Below are 21,147 nucleotides of genomic sequence, written 5' to 3'. Positions count from 1 at the left end.
TGCTCCGGATGGTCCCCCTCCCCGTTCCGGGGAGGATTCACTCTTCTCCCATACGTAAGGCTGCGATGAAAGCCTCTTGAGGGATCGAGACGTTGCCATATTCCCGCATCCTTGCCTTCCCCTTCTTCTGCTTTTCCAACAGCTTCTTCTTCCGCGTAATATCACCGCCGTAACACTTCGCGGTCACGTCCTTGCGCAAAGCCGCAATCGTCTCGCGGGCGATGATCTTGCCGCCGATCGCGGCCTGGATCGGGATTTTGAAGAGGTGGCGGGGGATCAGGTCTTTCAGGCGTTCGCACATTCCGCGGCCGCGTTCTTCGGCCACGCTGCGGTGGACGATCAGGCTCAATGCGTCGACCGGTTCGGCGTTCACCAGAATGTTCATCTTCACAAGGTCGCCTTCGCGCAGGCCGATCTGCTCGTAATCGAAGCTGGCATAGCCGCGGCTGATGCTCTTCAACCGGTCGTAGAAATCGAACACCACTTCGTTCAGCGGCAGCTCGTAAGTCACCTGCGCGCGCCCGCCGACATAGGTGAGGTTCGTCTGGATGCCGCGCCGGTCCTGGCACAGTTTGAGGATCGCGCCGAGATATTCGTCGGGCGTGTAGATCGTCGCCTTGATCCACGGCTCCTCGATCATCTCGATGCGGTTCACATCGGGCCAGTCGGCGGGGTTGTGGATGTCGCGCACTTCCGCGCTCTCGTGCTTGGTGTGTGCGAGGTGTATGCGGTAAACCACTGAAGGCGCTGTGGTAATCAGATCGAGATCATATTCGCGGCTGAGGCGTTCCTGGATGATCTCCAGATGCAGCAGGCCGAGGAAGCCCGCGCGGAAGCCGAAGCCGAGCGCAGCGCTGCTTTCCATTTCGTAGCTGAAGCTGGCATCGTTCAGCCGCAGCTTGCCGATGCTTTCGCGCAGCTTTTCGAAGTCCGCCGCGTCCACGGGGAACAGCCCGCAGAACACCACCGGCTGCACTTCCTTGTAGCCTTTGAGTGCCTCGGTCGCGCCGTTTTTCACCGTGGTGATGGTGTCGCCCACGCGGGCCTGTTCGACTTCCTTGATCTGCGCGGTGACGAAGCCGATTTCGCCCGGACCGATCTCCGGCAGGTCGATGCGCTTGGGGGTGAAACAGCCGACGCGGTCGATCAGGTGCTGCGTGCCGCCCTGCATGAATTTGACCTCGAGGCCCTTTTTGATCACCCCGTCGATCACGCGGACAAGGATGACGACGCCGAGATAGGGATCGTACCACGAATCGACGAGCATGGCGGTGAGCGGCGCGTCGCGGTCCCCCTTGGGCGGCGGGATCTTGGCGACGATGGCTTCGAGCACTTCCTCGATGCCGATGCCCGATTTGGCGCTGGCGAGGACGGCTTCGGACGCGTCGAGGCCGATAATGTCCTCGATTTCCGCGCGGACCTTTTCGGGTTCGGCGGCGGGTAGGTCTATCTTGTTGATAACGGGGACGATTTCGTGATCGTGCTCGATCGACTGGTAGACATTGGCGAGGGTCTGCGCCTCGACCCCCTGCGCCGCGTCCACCACCAGCAGCGCGCCCTCGCACGCGGCGAGGCTGCGGGAGACTTCGTAGGCGAAGTCGACATGGCCGGGCGTGTCCATGAGGTTGAGCTCATAGGTCTCGCCATTGCGCGCGGTGTAGTTGAGGCGCACGGTCTGCGCCTTGATGGTAATGCCGCGTTCTTTCTCAATGTCCATGTTATCAAGGACTTGGCTCGACATCTCACGCTCGGTGAGGCCGCCCGTGTACTGGATCAGCCGGTCAGCGAGGGTCGACTTGCCATGGTCGATATGGGCGATAATCGAGAAATTGCGGATCTTGGAAAGGTCAGTCATCCAGCCCGCCATTAGCTGTGCTGCAGGCGCTTGTCAGCAGGTCTTATTGGCGGGGTGGGATCAGCGGGCGCGGATTGAGCCGGAGGTGACGTCCACCTGCATGAAACGCGGCTTGCTGGCGGGTGCGCTTTGCAATTGCGGCGGCGCGGAAACGCCCGCCGGAAGCGCCTGCAAGGGCAGACCGGCGGCAGCCAGCATATAGGGTGAGACGCGGTGCCTTGTACACAATCCGCCTGCTCCATCGCTCACCAGCGGGGTTTCGAAGGACAGGCCCTGCGTGGCATCCTGCGAACGCCGCACAGTACCTACCACCAGCTGCCCCTCGCCCAGATCGAGCACCAGCTGCGTGCCCACCGGCACGTTCAGCAGGCCTTCGATCCGCGCTCCTGTGCGCGAGAGGTCGCGCAGCATGGCGACGTAATGGTGATCTTCGTGGATCACGCCCACGCGGCGGAACAGCGTGCGTCGGTCGGCGCGGTGTTTGGCGGGGCCTGCGGGCTCGTATTTCAGCTCGCCGCATTCCAGCTTGTCCAGGACATCATTCTGCGAAACCGCGCGGGAGAAGATGAAGCCTTGCACGAAATCGGCCTTGAGCCCGGCAATGCATTCGAGCTCGTCCATGGCTTCCACGCCTTCGGCAGTGGTGGTCATGTTCATGGCCGAGGCCAGGCTGACAATCGCGGTGATGATCGCCGCGTTGGAATTGTCCTTGGCCGCGCAGCCGCGCACAAAGCTGCGGTCGATCTTGATCTTGTCGAACGGAGCGCGGCGGAGATAGGACAGCGAGGAATAGCCCGTTCCGAAATCGTCGAGCGCCAGTTTGACGCCCAGCGCGCGCAGTTCCTTGAACTTGGTATCGGTGGCGATCACATCGCCCATGAAGACGCTCTCGGTGATTTCGAGCTCAAGCCGCTTGGGGTCGAGTTGCGCCGCGGTGAGCGCGCTGGCGACGATATCGGACAGGCGGTCGCCGGCAAACTGTTGCGCGGAAACATTGACCGAAACGCCGATTTCGTTCGGCCATTCGGCGGCATCCTTGCAAGCCTGCCGCAGCGCCCATTCGCCAAGCTCGTCGATCAGATTGCTATCTTCGGCAATCGGGATGAAGACGGCCGGGCTGATCTGGCCGTGTTCCGGATGGTTCCAGCGCATCAGCGCTTCAAAGCAGTGCACCATGTGCGTTCGAGAGCAAACGCTGGGCTGGTAATGCATTTCCAGCTCGCCGCGATGCATCGCGTCGCGCAAGTCTTCTTCGATCTCGCGCCGTTCGTCGGCTTCGTCCTTCAGATCGTTGGAATAGAAGCGGAATTGCCCGCGCCCGCCGCCCTTCGCGGCATAGAGCGCAAGATCGGTCGCCTTCACCAGCTCGGCCGAGCCGATGCCGTCATAGGGCGCTATCGCCATCCCGATCGACGTGCCGATGATCGCGCGGCTACCTTCGATCGAATAGGGTTGCGAGATCATTTGGATGATGCGGTTGCCGAGATCACCAAGCTGCCCACGATCATCCATGTCCGGCAGGATGACCTGAAACTCGTCGCCGCCCAGACGCCCGATCTCTGCTTCAGCGGGCAGGATGCGCTGCAATCGCTGCGAGACCTGGCGCAGCAATTCGTCCCCGGCCGGGTGGCCCAGCGTGTCGTTGACGGCCTTGAAGCGGTCGAGATCGAGCATCATCAGCGCGCAGGACCGCTTTTCCACCTTATAGGCGGTGAGGATCGTATCCAGGCGCTTGGTCATGCGGTGGCGGTTGGCGAGCCCCGTCAGCGAGTCATACTCGGCCGCGCGGGACTTCTCTCGCTGCGACTGGAAGCTGTCAGTGATGTTCTTGGCGCTGCCGCGATAGCCGAGGAAGTTCTGCTCCGCATCGTAATGCGGCTTGCCGGTGAGCGACCACCAGATTTCGGCCTTCTCGCCAGCGGCCTCTTCGCTCTTGTTGATGATCCGGACAGGCTGCTCGCTAAAGGTTGTCCGTGCGCTCAGAAGGAATGACAACGGCCGGGCGCGCTGGTCGCTATGCACGACATCGACGGTTTCGACCAAACTGCCCAGCTGCGCGCCCAGCACATGGGTTTCTGCCGGAAACTGCGCGATGGCATTGGGCGAGAGATAGGTCAGCGCGCCCTTGTTGTCGGTCGCCCAGAACCAGACGAGACCCGAGCTTTCGAAGGAATCGAGCAGAGACAGGCGCTGCGCATTATCGAGGCCGATGGCGTCGGTGACAGCCTTTTCCGCATCGGGCACGCGCACGGCGGCACCGGGCTGCGCGCCCAGTCCTCTGAAAATGCCGCGTACACCCACCTAACGCTACTCCTCTGCGAGGCGCGGTGTCATGCGAACTCCCGGCCCTTTACATCATCATGCGACTTAACCGTTTTGGCTTACCAAACGACTAAGCTGTACGAGAATTTGCCCTGCTGGCGACCGGCTCCGATCAGCCCGCTTTACGCAGTTCCTGCTCGTCCATCTGCCGTGGTGGCGGCTCTTGCAGGGCGGTGATCTGGCCATCGCCATCGCGTTGTAAGGGATTGGAAAACTCCACACCCATCCGGTCGTCCGCGCTCCAGCGCGTGGTGCAAGTGATGCGGTGACGTTCGGCGATCTGCACCGAGAAGACCGTGCCCACCGGCACGTTCCACAGCCCTTCGATCATCGCGCCGGTCACCGAGAGATTGCGAATCGTCCCGTTATACAGGTGCCCGTTGTGATCGAGCACCACCTTGCGCAGCATTTTCTGGCGCGGAGCACGGGCTGCGCGCGGGCCTTCGGCAATCGCTTCAAGCCCATGCGAAATCCGCTCGATAACCTGCGCGGCCGTCAAGGCGCGATGATAGATGAAGCCCTGCACATGGCTGCATCCGTGTTCGCGGACGAGATCGAGCTCGTCATGCGTTTCCACGCCTTCGGCAGTCGTATCCATGCCCAGCGATTGCGCGAGGCTGGTGATCGAGCGGATGATCGCGCCGTTGCGGCTACCCTTCTCGGTCACGCCGCGAATAAAGCTCTTGTCGATCTTGATCTTGTCGAACGGAGCCTTCTTCAGATAGCCGAGCGAGGAATAACCGGTGCCGAAATCATCAAGCGCCAGCCGCACACCGAGCCGCTTGAGCGAGGCAAACATGGCTTCGGTGCCGCTATCATCGCCCAAAAACACGCTTTCGGTGATTTCCAGCTCCAGCCGGTTTGCCCGGACTCCCGCGCTGGCGATGGCATTGGCGACAATCGCCGGAAGGTTGAGATTGGAGAATTGCACCGGTGAAACATTCACCGCGACGAATACTTCCTCCGGCCATTGGGCCAGATCGTCGCAAGCCTGGCGTAGCGCCCATTCGCCGATCTGCTGGATCAGGCCGCCATCCTCCGCAATGCCGATAAAGCGTTCGGGCGAAATCCACCCCTTAACGGGATGCTGCCAGCGCAAGAGCGCCTCGAACCCGGCGATGCGGCTTTCCGACAGCTTGATGATCGGCTGATAGTGCATTTGCAGCTCGCCATTGGCGATGGCATCGCGCAAGTCTTCTTCGAGCTTCGACCGCGCTTCTGCCTCCGCGTGCAAATCTTCGGCATAGAAGTGATACCGCCCGCGCCCGCCATCCTTTGCCGCATATAGCGCAAGGTCGGCGTTGCGGATCAGGTCTTCGCTGCTTTTGCCATGCTCGGGCGCCACCGCGATGCCGACCGAGGCCCCGATGACGACGCGCTGGCCATCGATCGAATAGGGCTGCGACAGCGAATGGATGATTTCCTTGCCCAGATCCGCCAGCGCCGAATTGGCCACGCGGTTGGGGATGATGACCTTGAACTCATCCCCGCCCAAGCGCCCGACCTGGCCGAGTTTGCCCACGGCGCGCTCAAGCCGCTGTGACACCTGCTTGAGCAGCGCGTCACCGGCAGGGTGGCCCATCGTATCGTTGACCTGCTTGAAGCGGTCGAGATCGAGCAGCATGATCGCGCAATGGCGGTTGGCCTCCGCCTTCGCGGTCAGGATTTTCTCCAGCGCCTGCGACATCTGGAATCGGTTGGCGAGGCCGGTCAGCGCATCGTAGCGGGCCAGACGCGTTGCCTGTTCCTGGCTGCGCTTGCGCTCGGTCAGGTCGGTTCCCGACCCGCGAAAACCAACGAAATTGTCAAACTGGTCAAAGATCGGGCGGCCCGAAACCGACCACCAGCGTTCTTCATTGTTGATGGCCGCCCGCACCGGCAATTCGCTGAAGGATGATCGCGCGGACAGGTGGAACATCAGCGTCCGTTCGCCTTCGTCTCCGGTATCCTCCAGATCGAACAGGCGGGTAAAGGGTTGGCCGATCAGCCGGTCGGGATTGCGCTTCAGCGACTTGGCCACGGGGGGTGAGACGTAGGTCAGTAGGGAACGGCGGTCGGTTTCCCAGAACCAGCCTTGCCCGGTCTCCTCGTAATCGGTCAGAATGTCGCGCGCCCGGGTCTGCACCCGCTCCTGCGCTTCCTTGCGCTCCTCCTCGTCGCGCTGCTCGTCAAGCTGCTCGCGGGTGACCAGCACGGCAACTGCGCCGCCAACAACGAGCCCGAGAAAGCCCACCAGCGAGGCGTTGACGAAAACAGCAGCCGTCCACACCGCGAATTGCGCCGCGAAAATCGCTGCTGGTTGGCGGCGCAGATAGGCCGTGGCGATGGCGGACACGCACAGGAGGCCGACCATCGCGACATCCCATTCGATGCCGCCGTCCATGGCCCACAGCGTCACACCGAAGCCGAACAGGAACAGCGGGACGACCATCGCAATGACCAATCCCGCAATTTTCGCGGCTATGCCGCGGTGCTGCACAAAATCATAGATGAAGCGCAGGGGAAGCGAGACCAGCGCGACCGAGGCCGCCAGCAGTCCTATTGTGCCTGTGCCGGGCAAGCTGTCCGATGCGGCAATGCAAACGCAAATCCCGGCCACAAGGCTGACCACGAGATACGTCCAGCTGCGCGGAAACAACTGGTTTGCGGGATTGTCGAACTTGGGAGCATTGACGGCGCGATCGGCTGTCGGCATTCGCCGCGCGCTCTTGCGCCGTTCCGGCTCGGCTTGCTGTGCGGAAGGCGCTGTATTCGAGAGACTTTCGTCAGGCGCAGGCGCGACCCCGCCCCCGCGCGCAGGCGCAGGTTGCGAGTCATGGGATGCCTTGGGCATTCGGGTCGCACCTTTCATGTCGCCGCCATCGCAAATCCGCTTTGAAGAAGGGTTAATTCCGCGTGGATTTTGTGCGGTCGCAATTCATCCGTGCACAGGCTTGTCCGGCGGATTGCGGGCGTGCAGCAAACGGTTAATATGGCTGGCACATTCCGTGCTGGAGCGAGGTTGGGTCAATCCATGCGCCACATCGCCATTATCGGTTCCGGCCCCGCCGGATATTACACCGCAGAAGCCGCGCAAAAGACGTTCGGCGATGATGTGCGGATCGACGTGTTTGACCGGCTTCCCGTCCCCTACGGCCTGATCCGCAGCGGAGTTGCTCCCGATCACCAGTCGATCAAGGGCGTTTCCCGCCGCTTTGAACATGTCGCGCTGTCGGAGAATGTCCGCTTTGTCGGCAATGTCACCATCGGCAGCGATGTGCAGATTGCCGAATTGCAGCGCCTGTATGACGCCGTGGTGCTGGCAACCGGTGCGCCGCATGATCGCGCGCTGGGGGTGCCGGGGGAAGACCTCGCAAACGTGTTCGGCAGCGCGGCCTTTGTCGGCTGGTATAACGGCCATCCCGAATTTGCCGGACTTGCCCCCGATCTTTCAGGCCGCACCGCCGTGGTGGTGGGCATGGGCAATGTCGCTCTGGATGTCGCCCGCATTCTCGCCAAGACGCCGGAAGAGCTGCGCGATAGCGACATTGTCACCCACGCCTATGATGCGTTGAAAAGCAGCATGTTGGAGCGGATTGTCGTCCTCGGGCGGCGCGGGCCGCACCAGATTATGATGACCCCGCGCGAACTGGGCGAGCTAGGCAATCTCACCCGCGCCGCGCCCCATGTCGACCCGCGCGACCTGCCCGATCCGGGCGATGATGCGATGTTGGAGCCGGGCCTGCGCAAGGCGGTGCGCGTGTTGCGCGAATTTGCCGCGATCCCCGAACATATCCGCGCCGAGCAGCCCATCGCCTTGGAATTTGCCTTCCTCAACCAGCCGCGCGCGCTGATCGGCGATGGGGCGGTGCAAGCGATTGAGGTCGAGAAAACCGTCCTCGAACGCGGGCGCGCGGTGGGCACCGGAGAAATCCGCCGGATTCCCGCCGATCTCGTCATCAGCTGCATCGGCTATCGCTCGTCGCCTTTGCCCGGCGTGCCGTTTGACGAGCGCGCGGGCCGCTTTGCCAATGACGAGGGGCGCATTCTTGCAGGCCTCTATTGCGTCGGCTGGGCGCGGCGCGGCCCCTCGGGCACAATCGGCACCAACCGCCCCGATGGCTTTGATGTCGTGGAGAAAATCGCCGCCGATATGGCCAGCGGCGCGCTGGGCGCACGCGGCAAGGCGGGCCGCGACGGTTTCGATGCGCTGGCGCAGGAGCGCGAGCTGGATGTGGTCACTTTCCAGGACTGGAAGAAGATCGACGAGGCCGAAGCCGCCGCCGCGCGTGAGGGCGCTCCGCGTGAAAAGTTTGTCGATATTGCGGCGATGATGAAGGCGCTGGGGTAAGCCCTGAACGCCTGCCCATCACACCCGCATCGGCATGAGCACATAGAGCGCGGGGCTGCTTTCATCCTCGCGGATCAGCGTCGGCGCGCCGGCATCGGCGAAGTGCAGTTCCACCGTATCCTTGTTCAGCTGCTGGAGGATGTCCTTCAGATACCCGGCGTTGAAGCCGATCTCCATCGCTTCCGAGCCATATTGCGAGCTGACTTCTTCCACCGCATTGCCGTTGTCGGGCGATGTCACGGTGAGTGTCACCTTGTCCGCATCGAGCCCCATTTTGACCGCACGGGTCTTCTCGGTGGCGATGGTCGCCACGCGGTCAACCCCGGCGAACAGCGATTTGGGATCGACTTTCAACAGCTTGTCATTGCCCGTGGGAATGACGCGGCTGTAATCGGGGAAGGTGCCGTCGATCAACTTGCTGGTCAACACCACGCCGCCCTCGCCGCCCAGCGCGAAACGGATCTTGGAGGGGCTGAGGTCAATCTGGACATTGCCCTCCATCGCCTCTTCCAGCAGCTTGCGCAGCTCTGCCACGGCTTTGCGCGGCACGATCACATCGGGCATTCCTTCGGCCCCGGCAGGGCGCGCCAGCGTGAAGCGGGCGAGACGGTGGCCGTCGGTCGCAGCGGCTTTCAACACGCCGCCATCCTCGTCCGCCACGTGGAAGAATATGCCGTTGAGATAATACCGCGTTTCCTCGGTGCTGATGGCAAAGCGGGTACGGTCGATCAGTTCGGCGAGCGTCTTTGCCGCCAGTTCGAAACTGGTGGGCAAATCGCCTTCAACGATCACGGGGAAGTCGTCGCGCGGCAAGGTCGGCAGCGTGAAGCGGCTGCGGCCCGCCTTGATGACCATGCGGTTGTCGCCCGTTTCCAGGCTGACTTCGCTGCCATCGGGCAGTTTGCGGGCAATATCGAACAGCAGATGCGCGGAGACGGTGATCGCGCCTGCACTGTCCACCGCATTGGCGCGCAGATTGTCCACCACTTGCAGATCAAGGTCGGTCGCCATGATCCGCACGTGTCCGCCATCCCCGGCTTCGATCAGCACGTTGGACAGGATGGGGATGGTGTTGCGCCGCTCCACCACGGACTGGACGTGGGAGAGACTGCGGAGCAGCTCAGCGCGTTCGATGGTGACTTTCATCGCGATCAATTCCCTTTCGGCGCGCTGCGGTGTCGGGAGACACCCGGAATCGCCCCACAGCGCCGGTCAATGCCCCACCATCCTTAGCGCAGGTGACAATGCGGGCAAGGGACGCTGTGCAGGAGGCGGGATTCCTTGGGGAAAAGTCGAAGCCCGCTGCACCCTAGCGCGCAAAAACCCGCGTCTGCGCAGCTTTCGCCTCAACTTCACTCACGTAAGTGGCGATTGCCGATGCAATCTTGGCCCCTCCGGTCACCGATGGCTCAATCGGATTGGCGTAGTCCGATGCTTCGTCGCAGATCATCCGCAGGTCGATGAGATCAAGTCCCGCCCGATGGATGTTCCGCGTGATAGCATCGTTGAAGATTGCCATAGCGGTCGTAATGTGCGGCCCCATATTGGCATCGTAGATCGTACAGATAGCTGTCGGCACCGCGAATGCCTTTGCGGCTTCTACCAAGCTGCGATGCGCAGGAGCAAACACTGACTGCGCTTCGGACAGCATATCCATGGCCGCCGCCATGTTGCCACATGGCTGCTCCAACATCGCCGCATGGTGGAGAATGTCGTTCCCGCCGCTCGATATCACGATATGCGTAGCGTCCGTAGGGCAATCGCCAAGATGCCCTTCGACCTGTTCAGAGATGCTGCCATCAACGGCTTTGAGCGTTACCCGGTCTTCAGGATCAAGCGCCTCGCGCAATTGCGCCGCCACGTCCGGCCCGCCGTCAATATATGCGGCATTATCAAAGATGGAATCTCCGAAAAGAACAACGTGCCGCGCCATCTAAACCTCACGAAATCATCGCCATGCCGCCATTCACGTGCAGCGTCTGTCCGGTGACATATCCTGCCTCGCGGCTGGCGAGGTAAGCGACTGCTGCGCCGATATCCTCGCCCTCGCCCATGCGGCCCATCGGGATGCGGGCGTTGATCGTGTCTTTCTGCTTGTCATCCAACACTTCGGTCATCGCCGAGCGGATGAAGCCGGGGGCAACGCAGTTGACGGTGATTCCGCGGCTGGCAACTTCCTGCGCGAGGCTTTTGGACGCTCCGACAAGGCCAGCCTTTGCCGCCGTGTAGTTCATCTGCCCCGGATTGCCGGTGGTGCCGACAACGCTGGTGATGTTCACAATCCGGCCGAAGCGGGCCTTCATCATCGGACGGACACTGGCGCGCATCAGGCGGAAAGCGGCTTCCAGATTGATGCGGATCACCTGATCCCACTCTTCATCCTTCATCCGCATGGCGAGATTGTCGCGGGTGATGCCGGCATTGTTCACCAGGATGTCGATCCCGCCCAGTGTATCGACGGCTGCGGGCACCAGCTCATCCACCTGCGTGGCATCGCCCAGATTGCAGGTGATCTCGACATGGCCATCATGGTCGTGATGCGCATATTCGCGGTTGAGCTCTTCGCGGAAGGCGCGCAGCTTGTCGCCGTTCGAACCCGAAAGCGCAATCCGCGCCCCCTGCGCCGCGAGCGCGCGGCTGATGGCAGAGCCAATCCCGCCACTGGCGCCTGTGACAAGGGCATTCATTCCGGTGAGTGAGAACATTTGTGTGTCTCCGTTCGTTTTTTCGCTCGCAGAGGCGCGGAGGCGCAGAGGGTTATCGGTTCGGGCGATGGTTGTTAACCACGCGGCGGATGCCTTCTTTCATAGTTTCGCCAGAAAAATTGAGAAGCAGCCCTACGGGCTGTTTGGTCAAACGCAAATAGGTGAGCAGCTGCTTGGCGTGCAAGTTCGACAGCTTCTCAACGGATTTGATTTCAATCAGCAGTTGATCTTCGACGACGATATCCACGCGAAAGGCTGCCTCGAAATGCAAACCGTCGAAGTCGATGCCGATCGGCTTCTGCCGATCAATCTTCAACCCGTCGCGCGCAAGCGATGCAGAAAGCACAGTTTCATAGACGCTCTCCAGTAGGCCAGGGCCAAGACCTTTGTGAATCCGGACCGCATGATCGACAACAATTCCGCTTAAGTCGTCAATTTGCCGCATAGCCCTCTCTGCGCCTCCGCGCCTCTGCGAGCGCAAACTTCTCTGTGCCCCTGTGCCTCTGTGAGCGCAATAACTGTAACGCCTAGTCCTCCCCTTCCCGAGGAGTGAAGTTCGTCCGGCGGCGTTCGGTTATCCGTTCCCCATCCCATGTCCCTTCGACAAGCTCATAGCCCATCAGCGCGAAGATGCGTTCGCCCAGGAAGATCGGGCGGGCATTGCCGTACCAGTCGACGCAGGAGGCGATGCAGCCGTCATCGGTGTCGCCCTTCGCACGGCTGTTCAGCTGCCCGCCGGTCGAAAAGATGCGGTTGTCGCGGCGCAGGAAGAAGATGGCCGACGCATTGCCGAGGAACTCGCCGCCCCGGCTGCGCCGCTCGCGCGTCACCGGCAGGCCGAGCGTACCCGAAAGGCCGTCCGCCGAATCCCGGTCAGCGCGATAGAAGAAGGCTTGTGAGCGCACTTCGCCCTCGCTCGCGGCGGGGAGCATATAGATGTCCTCCACCGTCACCTCCCGCCCGAGCGACAGCGCGGAAAAGCCCAGCGCATTCCCGCTGCCCGGCCCGATCGCCACCGCGTCGCTGCCCATCAGATCGAAGCGGGTTACGCCGTGTTCCAGCTCCACACGCTGCGCCGGGCGGCCATCGACGGGAGCAGCATAGAGGAAACGCGCGGCGTTCTCGTCGCCATAATCGGATGCCGAATAAAGCAGGTAATCACCCGCAAAGCGGTTCTGCAGGCGCCACCCCTCGACATCCGGCAATTCGCGCATCGCCTGCTGCGGGATGCGTTCCGAACCATCGGTAAACGCGCCGAGCGGCACGGTCAGCAGGCCAAGATCATCCTCGCTGAACTCGCTGCCCCACATGGCATCGCCCTGCCCATCTGCACGCAGCACGACGCGCAACACATTGTCGGCGGCATCCTCGGTGAAGGAGAACTGGTCGATTGGCGCGCCTTCCACCGGCACGGCACCGGGGCGCGAGCCATCGAGCGGCATCCGGTAAAGCTGGCCATCGCTTCCATTGCCATCCGTGCCCAATCCGCTGGTCCAGAGATAGACAGCGCGCTGGCTGACATAGAAAGACCGGCTCCAGCTGCCCAGCACCGCCGTCGCTTCGCAGTCGAGTTCGGCTGCCGCCAGATCGCAGCGGGTGACCGCGTGGGCGATGGGGAGCGGGCTCTTGCCGCGCCGCGCGGGGGCGGTGACGTAAATGTCCTCCGGATCGACCAGATCGACCACTTCGCCGTTCGCGCCGCCGCGCCGCAGCGCAGGCATGGTGGAGCGCCAATTGCTCCAGTTCATGTACACGGGCGCGTAGAAGATCAGCTCGTCGCCGATCATCCGGCTCGCGTAATTGCTCGACGAGTAATAGTCGCCGCTGCGCAGATAATGCGTGTCACGATAGGTCAGGCTGCCATCGCGGCCCAGGCGGAAGCGGTTAATCTCGGTGCCGAAATCGCCGTAGGAATAGCCGACCACGATCACCTGATCGCCGCGCACCAGCATTTCGTCATACCACGTATCGCCGGGATTGCGCGCATCGGGCGGGAAGGCGTTGATGGCATCGACCGGCTCCAGCGCATCGCCGCCATGGCGCACGGTAAAGATCCGCCCGCGCCGCAGGATGACGAGGAAATCGCCCGCATCCTTGACGATCGCGCCTTCATCGACGCCCGCTTCCTGCGTGTTGGTGATTTGCTCGCCCGGAGTTCCACCAATGTCCTCAGCAGTAATCGCATCCACAACGGCATATTGCTGTCCCGGAGCCGCCACGGAGGGCGGCGGCGGTGGCGGGGCGGCTTGGGCTGTCACCACGATATCGCTGGTCTCTTCAGCGTACCCGTATTCGATACCATTGCCTGAGCCTCCGCCACCCAGCGCGCGCATCCGCTCGGAAAAGGCTTCGAACGCTTCCTCGCTTTCGAAGGAATACAACCCCTCGGGATCATCCTGCGCCCTCTGTGCCGAGACTTGCGGCCCCTGCACCAGCGCAAAGGAAATGGCGGCGGTGCTCACCACCGCCGCCATTGCATAGCGGATACCAGTCTTCATCTCACGCCCCTCCCAAATGTAATACAATTACATTGAGCGGGAGACACGCTGAACGGGTGCTGTATGCCTCCCGCTAAGCCTTACTCTGCGGCTTCCGCACTTGCCGCCATGGCAGCAAACTGCATTTCGCCCATGTTCTGCAGCGCGATAAAGATCAGCAGCATCGTTGACAGTTCGCCGGTATTCGTGCCCGCATTGCCGATCTCGAGCTGGGCATTGCTGACAAACTGGCCCAACTTCTCGCCATCATCGGCGGAAGGCTCCCCGCTGCCGCCCATGCCTGCGCCCACCAGCCGCATCACGGCGGGCATCACATCGGCATTGGCCGGATCGGCAAGCGCCGCGTCAAACCGGGCGAGTTCGTCTGCGGTCAACGTACCATGCGCCCGCAGCGCTGCTGCGCCCTGACGGCCCATCTCGGCAATCGTGGCGAACTGGGTCTGCTCCTGCGTCCAGCCTTCGCTTTGCACACAGGCACCAATGGCGGGCGTGATCGCGCCTGCCAGCTGGCCGATGACTGGCTGGAAGAAGGCCATGCCGCCGTCCATTTCCGCCCCGAGCGCGGCGACCTGGTCACGTTGCTCCTGCGTGTACTGGCTCTCGATACAGGCGAGCCCTTGATCCTGCGCAGCGGCAGGTGCGCTCAATCCCAGCGCGGCAGTTGCGATGGCAATGGCGGTAACAGTCGAAAAGCGCTTCATGTGGTATCCTCGCTTTGAAATCTTTGGGTTGTGATCAATTGGCAAATTCGCGCGAGCCGATGCGTTGCAGGCCCATAAAGCCGAGCAGCATGCCCACCAGTTCGGGCGTGTCGGTACCCGCAGAGCCGACATCAAGGCCAAGGCCGGTGATGAACGCACCCATAGTCAGCGCGTCCATGTTGGACACTTGGACCGTTCCGCCAAGGCTAGCCATCACGGTGTTTTCCACCGCCGCCCACACGTCGGCGCTGTCGGGCCCGGCGAGCCCTGCATCCAGCCGCGCAAGCTCGTTCGGGGTCAACAGGCCGGAGGCACGGAAACCCTGCTCGCTCACACGGCCCATTTCGTAAAAGGTCGCATACATCGCTTGCTGCTGGTCCCAGCCCGATTGCGTGGCACAGGCCTGGATGGCCGGTGCCGCGATCATCACAATCTGGTTGAGCGCCGACTGGTTCAGCTGCGAACCATTGGCAAGGTTCCGCGATGCATCGCCGATGGCGCCGATCTGCTCCGCCGTGTAGCTATTCTGGATGCAGGTAATACCCGTATCCTGCGCCATAGCCGGTGCGCTCACCATAGCGGCGGCAAGCGTGGCGACGGCGGCGAATGTTGAAATGCGACCCATGCAATAATCCTTTGTTGTGGCCGTAATGGCCCTACAGTTCCTTGGCGAAAGCCTCGATATCATCCATGCTAACCAGGCTGGTCGTCACCGCATCGGGGGCAATCTTGCGAATCATCGGGCCGAGCACCTTGCCGCCCAATTCAACGAAATGATGAATGCCCGCCGCGTGCATGGCAAGGACGCTTTCACGCCAGCGAACCCTGCCGGTAATCTGCTGCACCAGCAATGAACGCGCTTCAGCCGCATCGGTCACCGGCGCGGCGGTGACATTGGCGTAGACCGGCAGCCGGAAGGCCTGCGGCGGGGTTTCGGCAAGCGCTGCCTCCATCCGCTGCGCCGCGGGCTCCATCAGCGAACAATGGAACGGTGCGGAAACCGGCAACTTGATCGCGCGCTTGATATCATGCGCCTTTGCCAGCTCGAGCGCGCGGTCAATGGCGGAGAGGTGCCCCGAAAGGACGACCTGCCCGGGGTCGTTGTCATTGGCGACTTCGCACACATCGCCTTGCGCAGCGGCATCAGCCAAGGCCTGCGCTTTGTCGAGGTCTGCTCCCAGCAGTGCACACATTCCGCCGACACCGATAGGCACGGCTTCCTGCATGGCGTTGCCGCGAATGCGCAGCAGCCTTGCGGTGTCTGCCAACGAAAATGCGCCCACGGCTGCCAGCGCCGAGTACTCACCCAGCGAATGGCCCGCAACCGCTTCGCCCTTCTCGGAAAGCGACACTCCGCCAGCCTCAAGCACCCGCGCCACAGCGATAGCATTCGCCATAATCGCGGGCTGCGCATTGGCGGTGAGCGTCAATTCGCTTTCCGGCCCTTCGCGCATCAGAGCGAACAGCTTCTGGTTCAGCGCATCGTCAACCTCGGCGAAAACCTCGCGCGCGGCGCTGCTGGCTTCGGCAAGCTCTGCGCCCATGCCGACCTTCTGGCTGCCCTGACCCGGAAAAACGAAAGCGATCATGTCTGTCTCCTTTGCGCGGCCGGATAGAGGGTGGAGCGCGATCGAATCAAGCGCCGAACGGCACAATGGCGTTTTGCGCATCGTGCCCGATATTGGCGCGGCCCAAATAGGGTATGCCATGCTTGGCGCACCAGAAGCGCGCGATTTCCTCTTCGCTCATGCCAAAGGGCCGGTCGTTCTCGGGCACAGCGGAGATACGGCCAAGGCGCAGTCCGGCAATATCACGCAGATTGGAGGTGACATGGAACATCAGCCGGTCAACGGCATAGAGATGCTCCGCCACTTCCTCCACCAGCACGACATGGCCCGAAAGATCGGGCATCAGATCGCCACCCACCAGCGTGGCGAGCGTGATCAGGTTGAAGGCGACGGTGGGCGTGCCATCCAGCCCAGCCTCCAGCGGAACCGCTGCGCCTGACAGATACAACAGCGCCCGCCGCACTGCATCCGCGCCGCCCTCGCGCTTGATATCGCCTGCCAGCGGCCCGTGGACGGGCTTTCCGATACCGTGCTTGTACAGCATGGCGAGCAGATAGCCGGTGTCCGAATAGCCGAGATAGGTCTTCTCCTGCGCCGCCCCGGTCAGCAAGGGCAAGGCATCGGCGGCGATGCGGTTGGAGCCGTATCCGCCCATGCCGAACCAGATGGCATCGACAGCAGGATCATTCGCCGCTTCGACAAAGGCGTTGCGGCGCGTTGCATCGTCGCCAGCGAAATGGCCGTGTTCGCTGAAGCATTGCGGGTGAAAGGTCAGCGCGACGTCGGGAAATTCCGCCTTGGCCAGCGCCAATACCGCTTCGGCACGGTCGCGCAGGATGGGCTTGCCGGGGCAGAGGCAGGTAATGCGTGTCATCGGGGCGGTATATGAGCATTCGTCATTCCCGCGAAGGCGGGAATCCAGCTTGTGAACGAAAAAAGCTGGCCCCCCGCCTGCGCGGGGGTGACGAAGTGGAGGAGGCGCGTTAGTGCCTCGCGCATGACATCGGCAAACCTCTCCCGACCCTATTTCTTCTGCGGCATCGGCGGATCGGGAATGCTCCCGCTGGCGCAGATCGTGAAGGGTCTGGGCGGCGAGGTGGCGGGGTCTGACCGTTCCTACGACCAGGGCCGCACGCCGGAGAAATTCGCCGCATTGCAGGCGCAGGGTTACTCGCTGTTCCCGCAAGACGGCAGCGGACTGACTTCCGCTGATCAGATCCTGATCGCCTCCGCCGCTATCGAGGATACCGTCCCCGAAATCGCCCGCGCCAAGGAGCTAGGCTGCGAGCGGCTGACCCGCGCCGAATTACTCGCACGGCTGTTCAACGACGCGCCACAATCGCTCGCTGTGGGCGGGACGAGTGGGAAATCGACCACCACCGCCATGCTCGGCTGGATCATGGAAGCGACCGGCCGCAAGCCGACGATCATGAACGGCGCAGTGATGAAGAACTTCGTCTCCGAAGACCGCCCCTATGCCAGCGCGGTGGTCGGCGATGGCGGGGTTTTCGTCAGCGAAGTCGACGAAAGCGACGGCTCGATTGCGCTCTATCGCCCCACGGTCGCGCTGCTGCTCAATGTCAGCCTCGATCACAAGAGCATGGACGAACTGCGCGAATTGTTTGGCAATTTCCTCAGCACGGCGGATCGCGGCGTGGTCAATGCCGACGATGTCGAGGCGTTCCGGCTGGTCGCGCGGGCGAAGGAACCGCTCACCTTCGGCATCACCAATAGCTGCGCCGCGCTGGGCATTGTCGCGGGCAGCATTGCCGACGGCCCCACCCAGCAAGCGGCCTTGGTGCTGGATCGCCGCGATGGCAGCGAGCACGCGCTGCGCCTCGCCATACCGGGGCGGCACAATCTGTCCAACGCGCTCGCCGCGATTGCCGCCGCGAATGCCGCTGGCGTGCCGGTAGCCGATGCTGTGGCGGCGCTGGCAGACTTCAAAGGCCTCGCCCGCCGCTTCGATATCATCGGCACCAGCGCGAACGGCGTCACGGTAATCGACGATTTCGGTCACAACCCTGAGAAGGCGCGCGCCACGCTCAAGACGCTCAAAATGCACGAAGGCCGCGTGATCGCCTTCTTCCAACCGCATGGATACGGCCCCTTGCGCCAGATGGGCCACGAACTGGCCGAGACATTCGCGCAGGAACTGGACGAGACCGATCTCACCATCCTGTGCGACCCGGTCTATTTCGGCGGCACGGTAGACCGCTCGGTCGGCAGCGAGCGGATTATCGACTTGATCCACGCCGCCGGAGGTAAAGCGCTGCACATCAACACCCGCGAAGGCTGCGGCGATTTCATCGTCGCGAACGCGAGGCCCGGCGACCGCGTCGTGGTGATGGGCGCACGCGATGATACGCTGACCGAGTTTGCGGAAAGCCTTTTGCAACGATTGTAAGGCAACACAGACGCTCAACAACCGGGAGCGCGCCGAACCTCATGCAGAAGAAATACAACCCGTCAGGCACCGGCCTGTTCGATGCCGCGCCCGGCACCTATCTCGTCTCCGCTTATTTCGATGATAATCTGGTCGATCTGGTCTCTTGCAACGTGCTCGGCTGGCAAGTGAACCAGGATCGCACGCTCACGCCGATGGTGCTCGATCCGCGCGCGGCGGATGAAGACCCGTGGTTCGTGCTGCACCCCGATGGCCGCGTCGAGGCGAGCGACGGGCGCAGTTGGCCGAACAAGGATGCGTGGTTGGCAGAGGAGCGGAAGACCCGGCGGGCGGTGGCTTAGTGCGCTGCCGCCTCCTCCGTATGCCCGAATCCCAGCACTTTGTGCAGGACGAACACAATCAGCGCGCCCAGCGCCAGCCCCACTAGCGCGGAAGCGCCGGCAAAGGTCAGCCAGCCCAGCACTCCGCCCAGCCCGCCCGCGACATGTTCCACCCAATGCTGCGCAGAATGGATCGCCTCTTCGGGGAACAGCACGCCCAGCTCGTGCAGGCCGTGGATGATAATCCCGCCGCCGACCCACAGCATCGCCACCGTCCCGACAACGGAAAGGAGGGTCAGCAAATGCGGCATCGCATTCACCAGCCCGCGCCCGAAATTGCGACCCGCTTCGGTGCGGCCTTCGCGCGAGAGGTGCAGGCCAGCATCGTCCATCTTCACGATCAGCGCCACCGCGCCATAGACCGCGACGGTGATGATTATCCCCACCACCGCCAACACGCCCGCACGGGTAAGCAGCGTCTCGGTCGCCACTTCGCTCAGTGTGATGGCCATGATTTCGGCTGACAGGATCAGATCGGTCCGGATTGCCCCTGCAACGCGCTCCTTCTCGAATTCCTCCGGATTTTCTATCGGGCTGTCGAGGTTCTTGCCGTGCTTGGCCCCGCCCAGCTTCTCGATCACCTTCTCGGCGCCTTCGTAACACAGGAACGCCCCGCCCAGCATCAACAGCGGCATGATCGCCCACGGGAGAAACTGGCTGAGCAGCAGCGCCGCCGGGAGCAGGATGATCATCTTGTTGAACAGGCTGCCCTTGGCAATCTTCCAGATGATCGGCAGCTCGCGCGCAGGCTCCAGCCCCGTGACATAGGAGGGCGTCACCGCCGCATCGTCGATCACCACACCGGCCGTTTTCGTGCCCGCCCGGCCCGCCGCCGCGGCAATATCGTCCACCGAAGCCGAGGCCGCACGGGCGATAATGGAAATGTCGTCAAGAAGGGCGGCAAGGCCTGATGGCATGGTGGAAACTCCCTGCTTTGTGATAAGGATTTCCCCTGCCCTGCCGCTTGCTTTGCCGCAAGCCTGCATATCGCTTGCTTTTGGCGGGCAAACCGCTAAGAGCGCGCCTTCCGTAGCGTATGGGCACGCAGCCCTGTTAAGGAAAATCGAAGAAAGCCGGAGGGACGCGCACGGAATTCGCCGTGCCAATGTCAGCGATCGGCATGGAAGTGAAAGGAAGCGCGTATGGCTCTTTATGAGCACATATTCCTCGCGCGTCAGGACTTGAGCCAGGCTCAGGTTGATGCGCTTGCCGCTGGTGCCACGGAAATCGTGGAGAACAATGGCGGCAAGGTCGTGAAGACCGAGACCTGGGGCCTCAAATCCCTCGCCTACAAGATTGACCGCAATCGCAAAGCGCATTTCGTGATGCTCAACATTGATGGCCCCGGCTCGCTGGTGGCTGAACTGGAGCGTCAGAACCGCATCAATGAAGACGTGATCCGCTGGCTCACTATCGCAGTCGAAGAGCATGAAGACGGCCCGTCTGTCATGATGCGCAAGAATGATCGCGATAAGAAGAAGCGCGCAGACCGGGAGGATCGTGACTGATGGCTCGTCCGTTTTACCGCCGCCGCAAGTCCTGCCCGTTCGCGGCCAAGGATGCTCCGAAGATCGATTACAAAGACACGCGTCTGCTGCAGGGCTTCATGTCCGAACGCGGCAAGATCGTGCCCAGCCGTATCACCGCCGTTTCTGCCAAGAAGCAGCGTGATCTGGCCAAGGCGATCAAGCGCGCCCGTCACCTGGGCCTGCTGCCCTACGTCGTGAAGTAAGAGGAGACCGGAACCATGGATATTATCCTCCTCGAACGCGTTGGCGGCCTTGGCCAGATCGGTGATGTTGTTACCGTGAAGGACGGCTACGCCCGCAACTTCCTGCTGCCGCAGAAGAAGGCCCTCCGCGCCAACGAAGCCAACAAGCGGGTCTTCGAAGCCAACCGCGACAAGCTGGAAGCAGAAAACGCCGAAAAGCGTGTCGAAGCCGAAAAGCATGGCGAAAAGGTTGCCGGTGCCGAGATCGTCCTGATCCGCGCCGCTTCGAATGCTGGCCAGCTCTACGGCTCGGTCAATGTGCGCGACGTTGCCGTCGGCCTGACCGAAAAGGGTCACAACATCGACAAGCGTCAGGTCATCATGGGCGCACCGATCAAGACGATCGGTATGTTCGACGTGACGATCCGTCTGCACCCTGAAGTCGAAGTGCTGGTAAAGGCCAATGTCGCCCGTTCGGACGACGAAGCCGAACTGCAGCGGCAGGGCGTGGACATCCTCGCGCAGGCTGCGGAAGAAGACGCTGCCGACCGCGCAGCCGAAGGCTTCCAGGAAGAGCTCGATCCCGACCACGAACTGGGCGATCTGCCCGCTCCGGAAGGTGACGATGCCGCCGACGGTGAAGAAGCCGCCGAAGGCTGATTTTTTCGTC

At 62.3% G+C, this 21,147-nt stretch carries 19 protein-coding genes; 6 read left to right on the top strand and 13 right to left on the bottom strand.

Annotation, left to right across the window (positions count from 1 at the left end; genetic code table 11):
* Positions 1-37: 37 nt before the first annotated feature.
* From lepA to GC121_RS10645, 3 genes are all read right to left on the bottom strand, one after another.
* Entirely contained in the window at positions 38-1,855 is a 1,818-nt protein-coding gene (gene lepA, locus GC121_RS10655; protein ID WP_151974259.1) for a translation elongation factor 4, read from the bottom strand.
* Between the two features lie 60 nt (positions 1,856-1,915).
* Positions 1,916-4,156 carry a bifunctional diguanylate cyclase/phosphodiesterase gene (locus tag GC121_RS10650; protein ID WP_234421209.1) on the bottom strand — a complete coding sequence of 747 codons (2,241 nt, stop codon included), beginning with the start codon at positions 4,154-4,156 and terminating at the stop codon, positions 1,916-1,918.
* Positions 4,157-4,289: 133 nt separating this feature from the next.
* Entirely contained in the window at positions 4,290-6,872 is a 2,583-nt protein-coding gene (locus tag GC121_RS10645; RefSeq protein ID WP_151974258.1) for an EAL domain-containing protein, read from the bottom strand.
* A gap of 318 nt (positions 6,873-7,190) precedes the next feature.
* On the opposite strand from GC121_RS10645, the gene GC121_RS10640 reads away from it, so the two are divergent.
* Positions 7,191-8,507, top strand: a complete 1,317-nt coding sequence (locus GC121_RS10640; RefSeq protein WP_151974257.1) for an FAD-dependent oxidoreductase — start codon at positions 7,191-7,193, stop codon at positions 8,505-8,507.
* A gap of 18 nt (positions 8,508-8,525) precedes the next feature.
* Here GC121_RS10640 and dnaN read toward each other — a convergent pair whose 3' ends face one another.
* The 9 genes from dnaN to GC121_RS10595 all read right to left on the bottom strand — a co-directional run bounded on the left by dnaN (position 8,526) and on the right by GC121_RS10595 (position 16,853).
* Positions 8,526-9,653 (bottom strand): DNA polymerase III subunit beta, encoded by a 1,128-nt coding sequence (gene dnaN, locus GC121_RS10635; protein ID WP_151974256.1) that lies wholly within the window; start codon positions 9,651-9,653, stop codon positions 8,526-8,528.
* 163 nt (positions 9,654-9,816) lie between these two features.
* Positions 9,817-10,440: an SGNH/GDSL hydrolase family protein gene (locus GC121_RS10630; RefSeq protein WP_151974255.1), complete on the bottom strand. Its 624-nt coding sequence runs from the start codon at positions 10,438-10,440 to the stop codon at positions 9,817-9,819.
* A 7-nt stretch (positions 10,441-10,447) separates the two neighbouring features.
* Positions 10,448-11,212 (bottom strand): 3-oxoacyl-[acyl-carrier-protein] reductase, encoded by a 765-nt coding sequence (gene fabG / locus GC121_RS10625; RefSeq protein WP_151974254.1) that lies wholly within the window; start codon positions 11,210-11,212, stop codon positions 10,448-10,450.
* A gap of 52 nt (positions 11,213-11,264) precedes the next feature.
* Positions 11,265-11,657 (bottom strand): GxxExxY protein, encoded by a 393-nt coding sequence (locus GC121_RS10620; protein ID WP_151974253.1) that lies wholly within the window; start codon positions 11,655-11,657, stop codon positions 11,265-11,267.
* An 82-nt stretch (positions 11,658-11,739) separates the two neighbouring features.
* A complete protein-coding gene (locus GC121_RS10615; RefSeq protein ID WP_151974252.1) occupies positions 11,740-13,710 on the bottom strand; it encodes a beta-propeller domain-containing protein in 1,971 nt (656 codons plus the stop codon).
* 80 nt (positions 13,711-13,790) lie between these two features.
* The gene (locus tag GC121_RS10610) at positions 13,791-14,411 is read right to left on the bottom strand and encodes a hypothetical protein (RefSeq protein ID WP_151974251.1); all 621 of its coding nucleotides are present in this window, start codon (positions 14,409-14,411) and stop codon (positions 13,791-13,793) included.
* Between the two features lie 34 nt (positions 14,412-14,445).
* Positions 14,446-15,036 carry a hypothetical protein gene (locus GC121_RS10605; protein ID WP_151974250.1) on the bottom strand — a complete coding sequence of 197 codons (591 nt, stop codon included), beginning with the start codon at positions 15,034-15,036 and terminating at the stop codon, positions 14,446-14,448.
* 31 nt (positions 15,037-15,067) lie between these two features.
* Entirely contained in the window at positions 15,068-16,000 is a 933-nt protein-coding gene (fabD, locus tag GC121_RS10600; RefSeq protein ID WP_151974249.1) for an ACP S-malonyltransferase, read from the bottom strand.
* 46 nt (positions 16,001-16,046) lie between these two features.
* Positions 16,047-16,853 (bottom strand): LD-carboxypeptidase, encoded by an 807-nt coding sequence (locus tag GC121_RS10595; RefSeq protein ID WP_151974248.1) that lies wholly within the window; start codon positions 16,851-16,853, stop codon positions 16,047-16,049.
* Positions 16,854-16,976: 123 nt separating this feature from the next.
* On the opposite strand from GC121_RS10595, the gene GC121_RS10590 reads away from it, so the two are divergent.
* Together GC121_RS10590 and GC121_RS10585 are read left to right on the top strand one after the other, a co-directional pair.
* Positions 16,977-18,386, top strand: coding sequence for a Mur ligase family protein (locus tag GC121_RS10590; RefSeq protein ID WP_151974247.1), 1,410 nt, complete (start codon positions 16,977-16,979; stop codon positions 18,384-18,386).
* A gap of 41 nt (positions 18,387-18,427) precedes the next feature.
* The gene (locus GC121_RS10585; RefSeq protein WP_151974246.1) at positions 18,428-18,727 is read left to right on the top strand and encodes a hypothetical protein; all 300 of its coding nucleotides are present in this window, start codon (positions 18,428-18,430) and stop codon (positions 18,725-18,727) included.
* Here the strand turns inward: GC121_RS10585 and GC121_RS10580 are convergent.
* Positions 18,724-19,683: a DUF808 domain-containing protein gene (locus GC121_RS10580; RefSeq protein WP_151974245.1), complete on the bottom strand. Its 960-nt coding sequence runs from the start codon at positions 19,681-19,683 to the stop codon at positions 18,724-18,726. The genes GC121_RS10585 and GC121_RS10580 overlap by 4 nt on opposite strands.
* A gap of 225 nt (positions 19,684-19,908) precedes the next feature.
* On the opposite strand from GC121_RS10580, the gene rpsF reads away from it, so the two are divergent.
* From rpsF to rplI, 3 genes are read left to right on the top strand one after another with little or no spacing between them, the layout of a single operon-like run.
* A complete protein-coding gene (rpsF, locus tag GC121_RS10575) occupies positions 19,909-20,274 on the top strand; it encodes a 30S ribosomal protein S6 (RefSeq protein ID WP_151974244.1) in 366 nt (121 codons plus the stop codon).
* The gene (rpsR, locus tag GC121_RS10570) at positions 20,274-20,498 is read left to right on the top strand and encodes a 30S ribosomal protein S18 (protein ID WP_151974243.1); all 225 of its coding nucleotides are present in this window, start codon (positions 20,274-20,276) and stop codon (positions 20,496-20,498) included. Before rpsF ends, rpsR begins: the two co-directional genes overlap by 1 nt.
* A gap of 15 nt (positions 20,499-20,513) precedes the next feature.
* A complete protein-coding gene (gene rplI, locus GC121_RS10565; RefSeq protein ID WP_151974242.1) occupies positions 20,514-21,137 on the top strand; it encodes a 50S ribosomal protein L9 in 624 nt (207 codons plus the stop codon).
* The last annotated feature ends 10 nt before the right edge of the window (positions 21,138-21,147 follow it).

This window comes from Erythrobacter sp. EC-HK427 (assembly GCF_902498745.1).
Taxonomy (GTDB): Bacteria; Pseudomonadota; Alphaproteobacteria; order Sphingomonadales; family Sphingomonadaceae; genus Alteraurantiacibacter.
The sequence above is the reverse complement of the archived record's forward strand: the minus strand, read 5'-3'. Positions and strand labels throughout refer to the sequence as shown.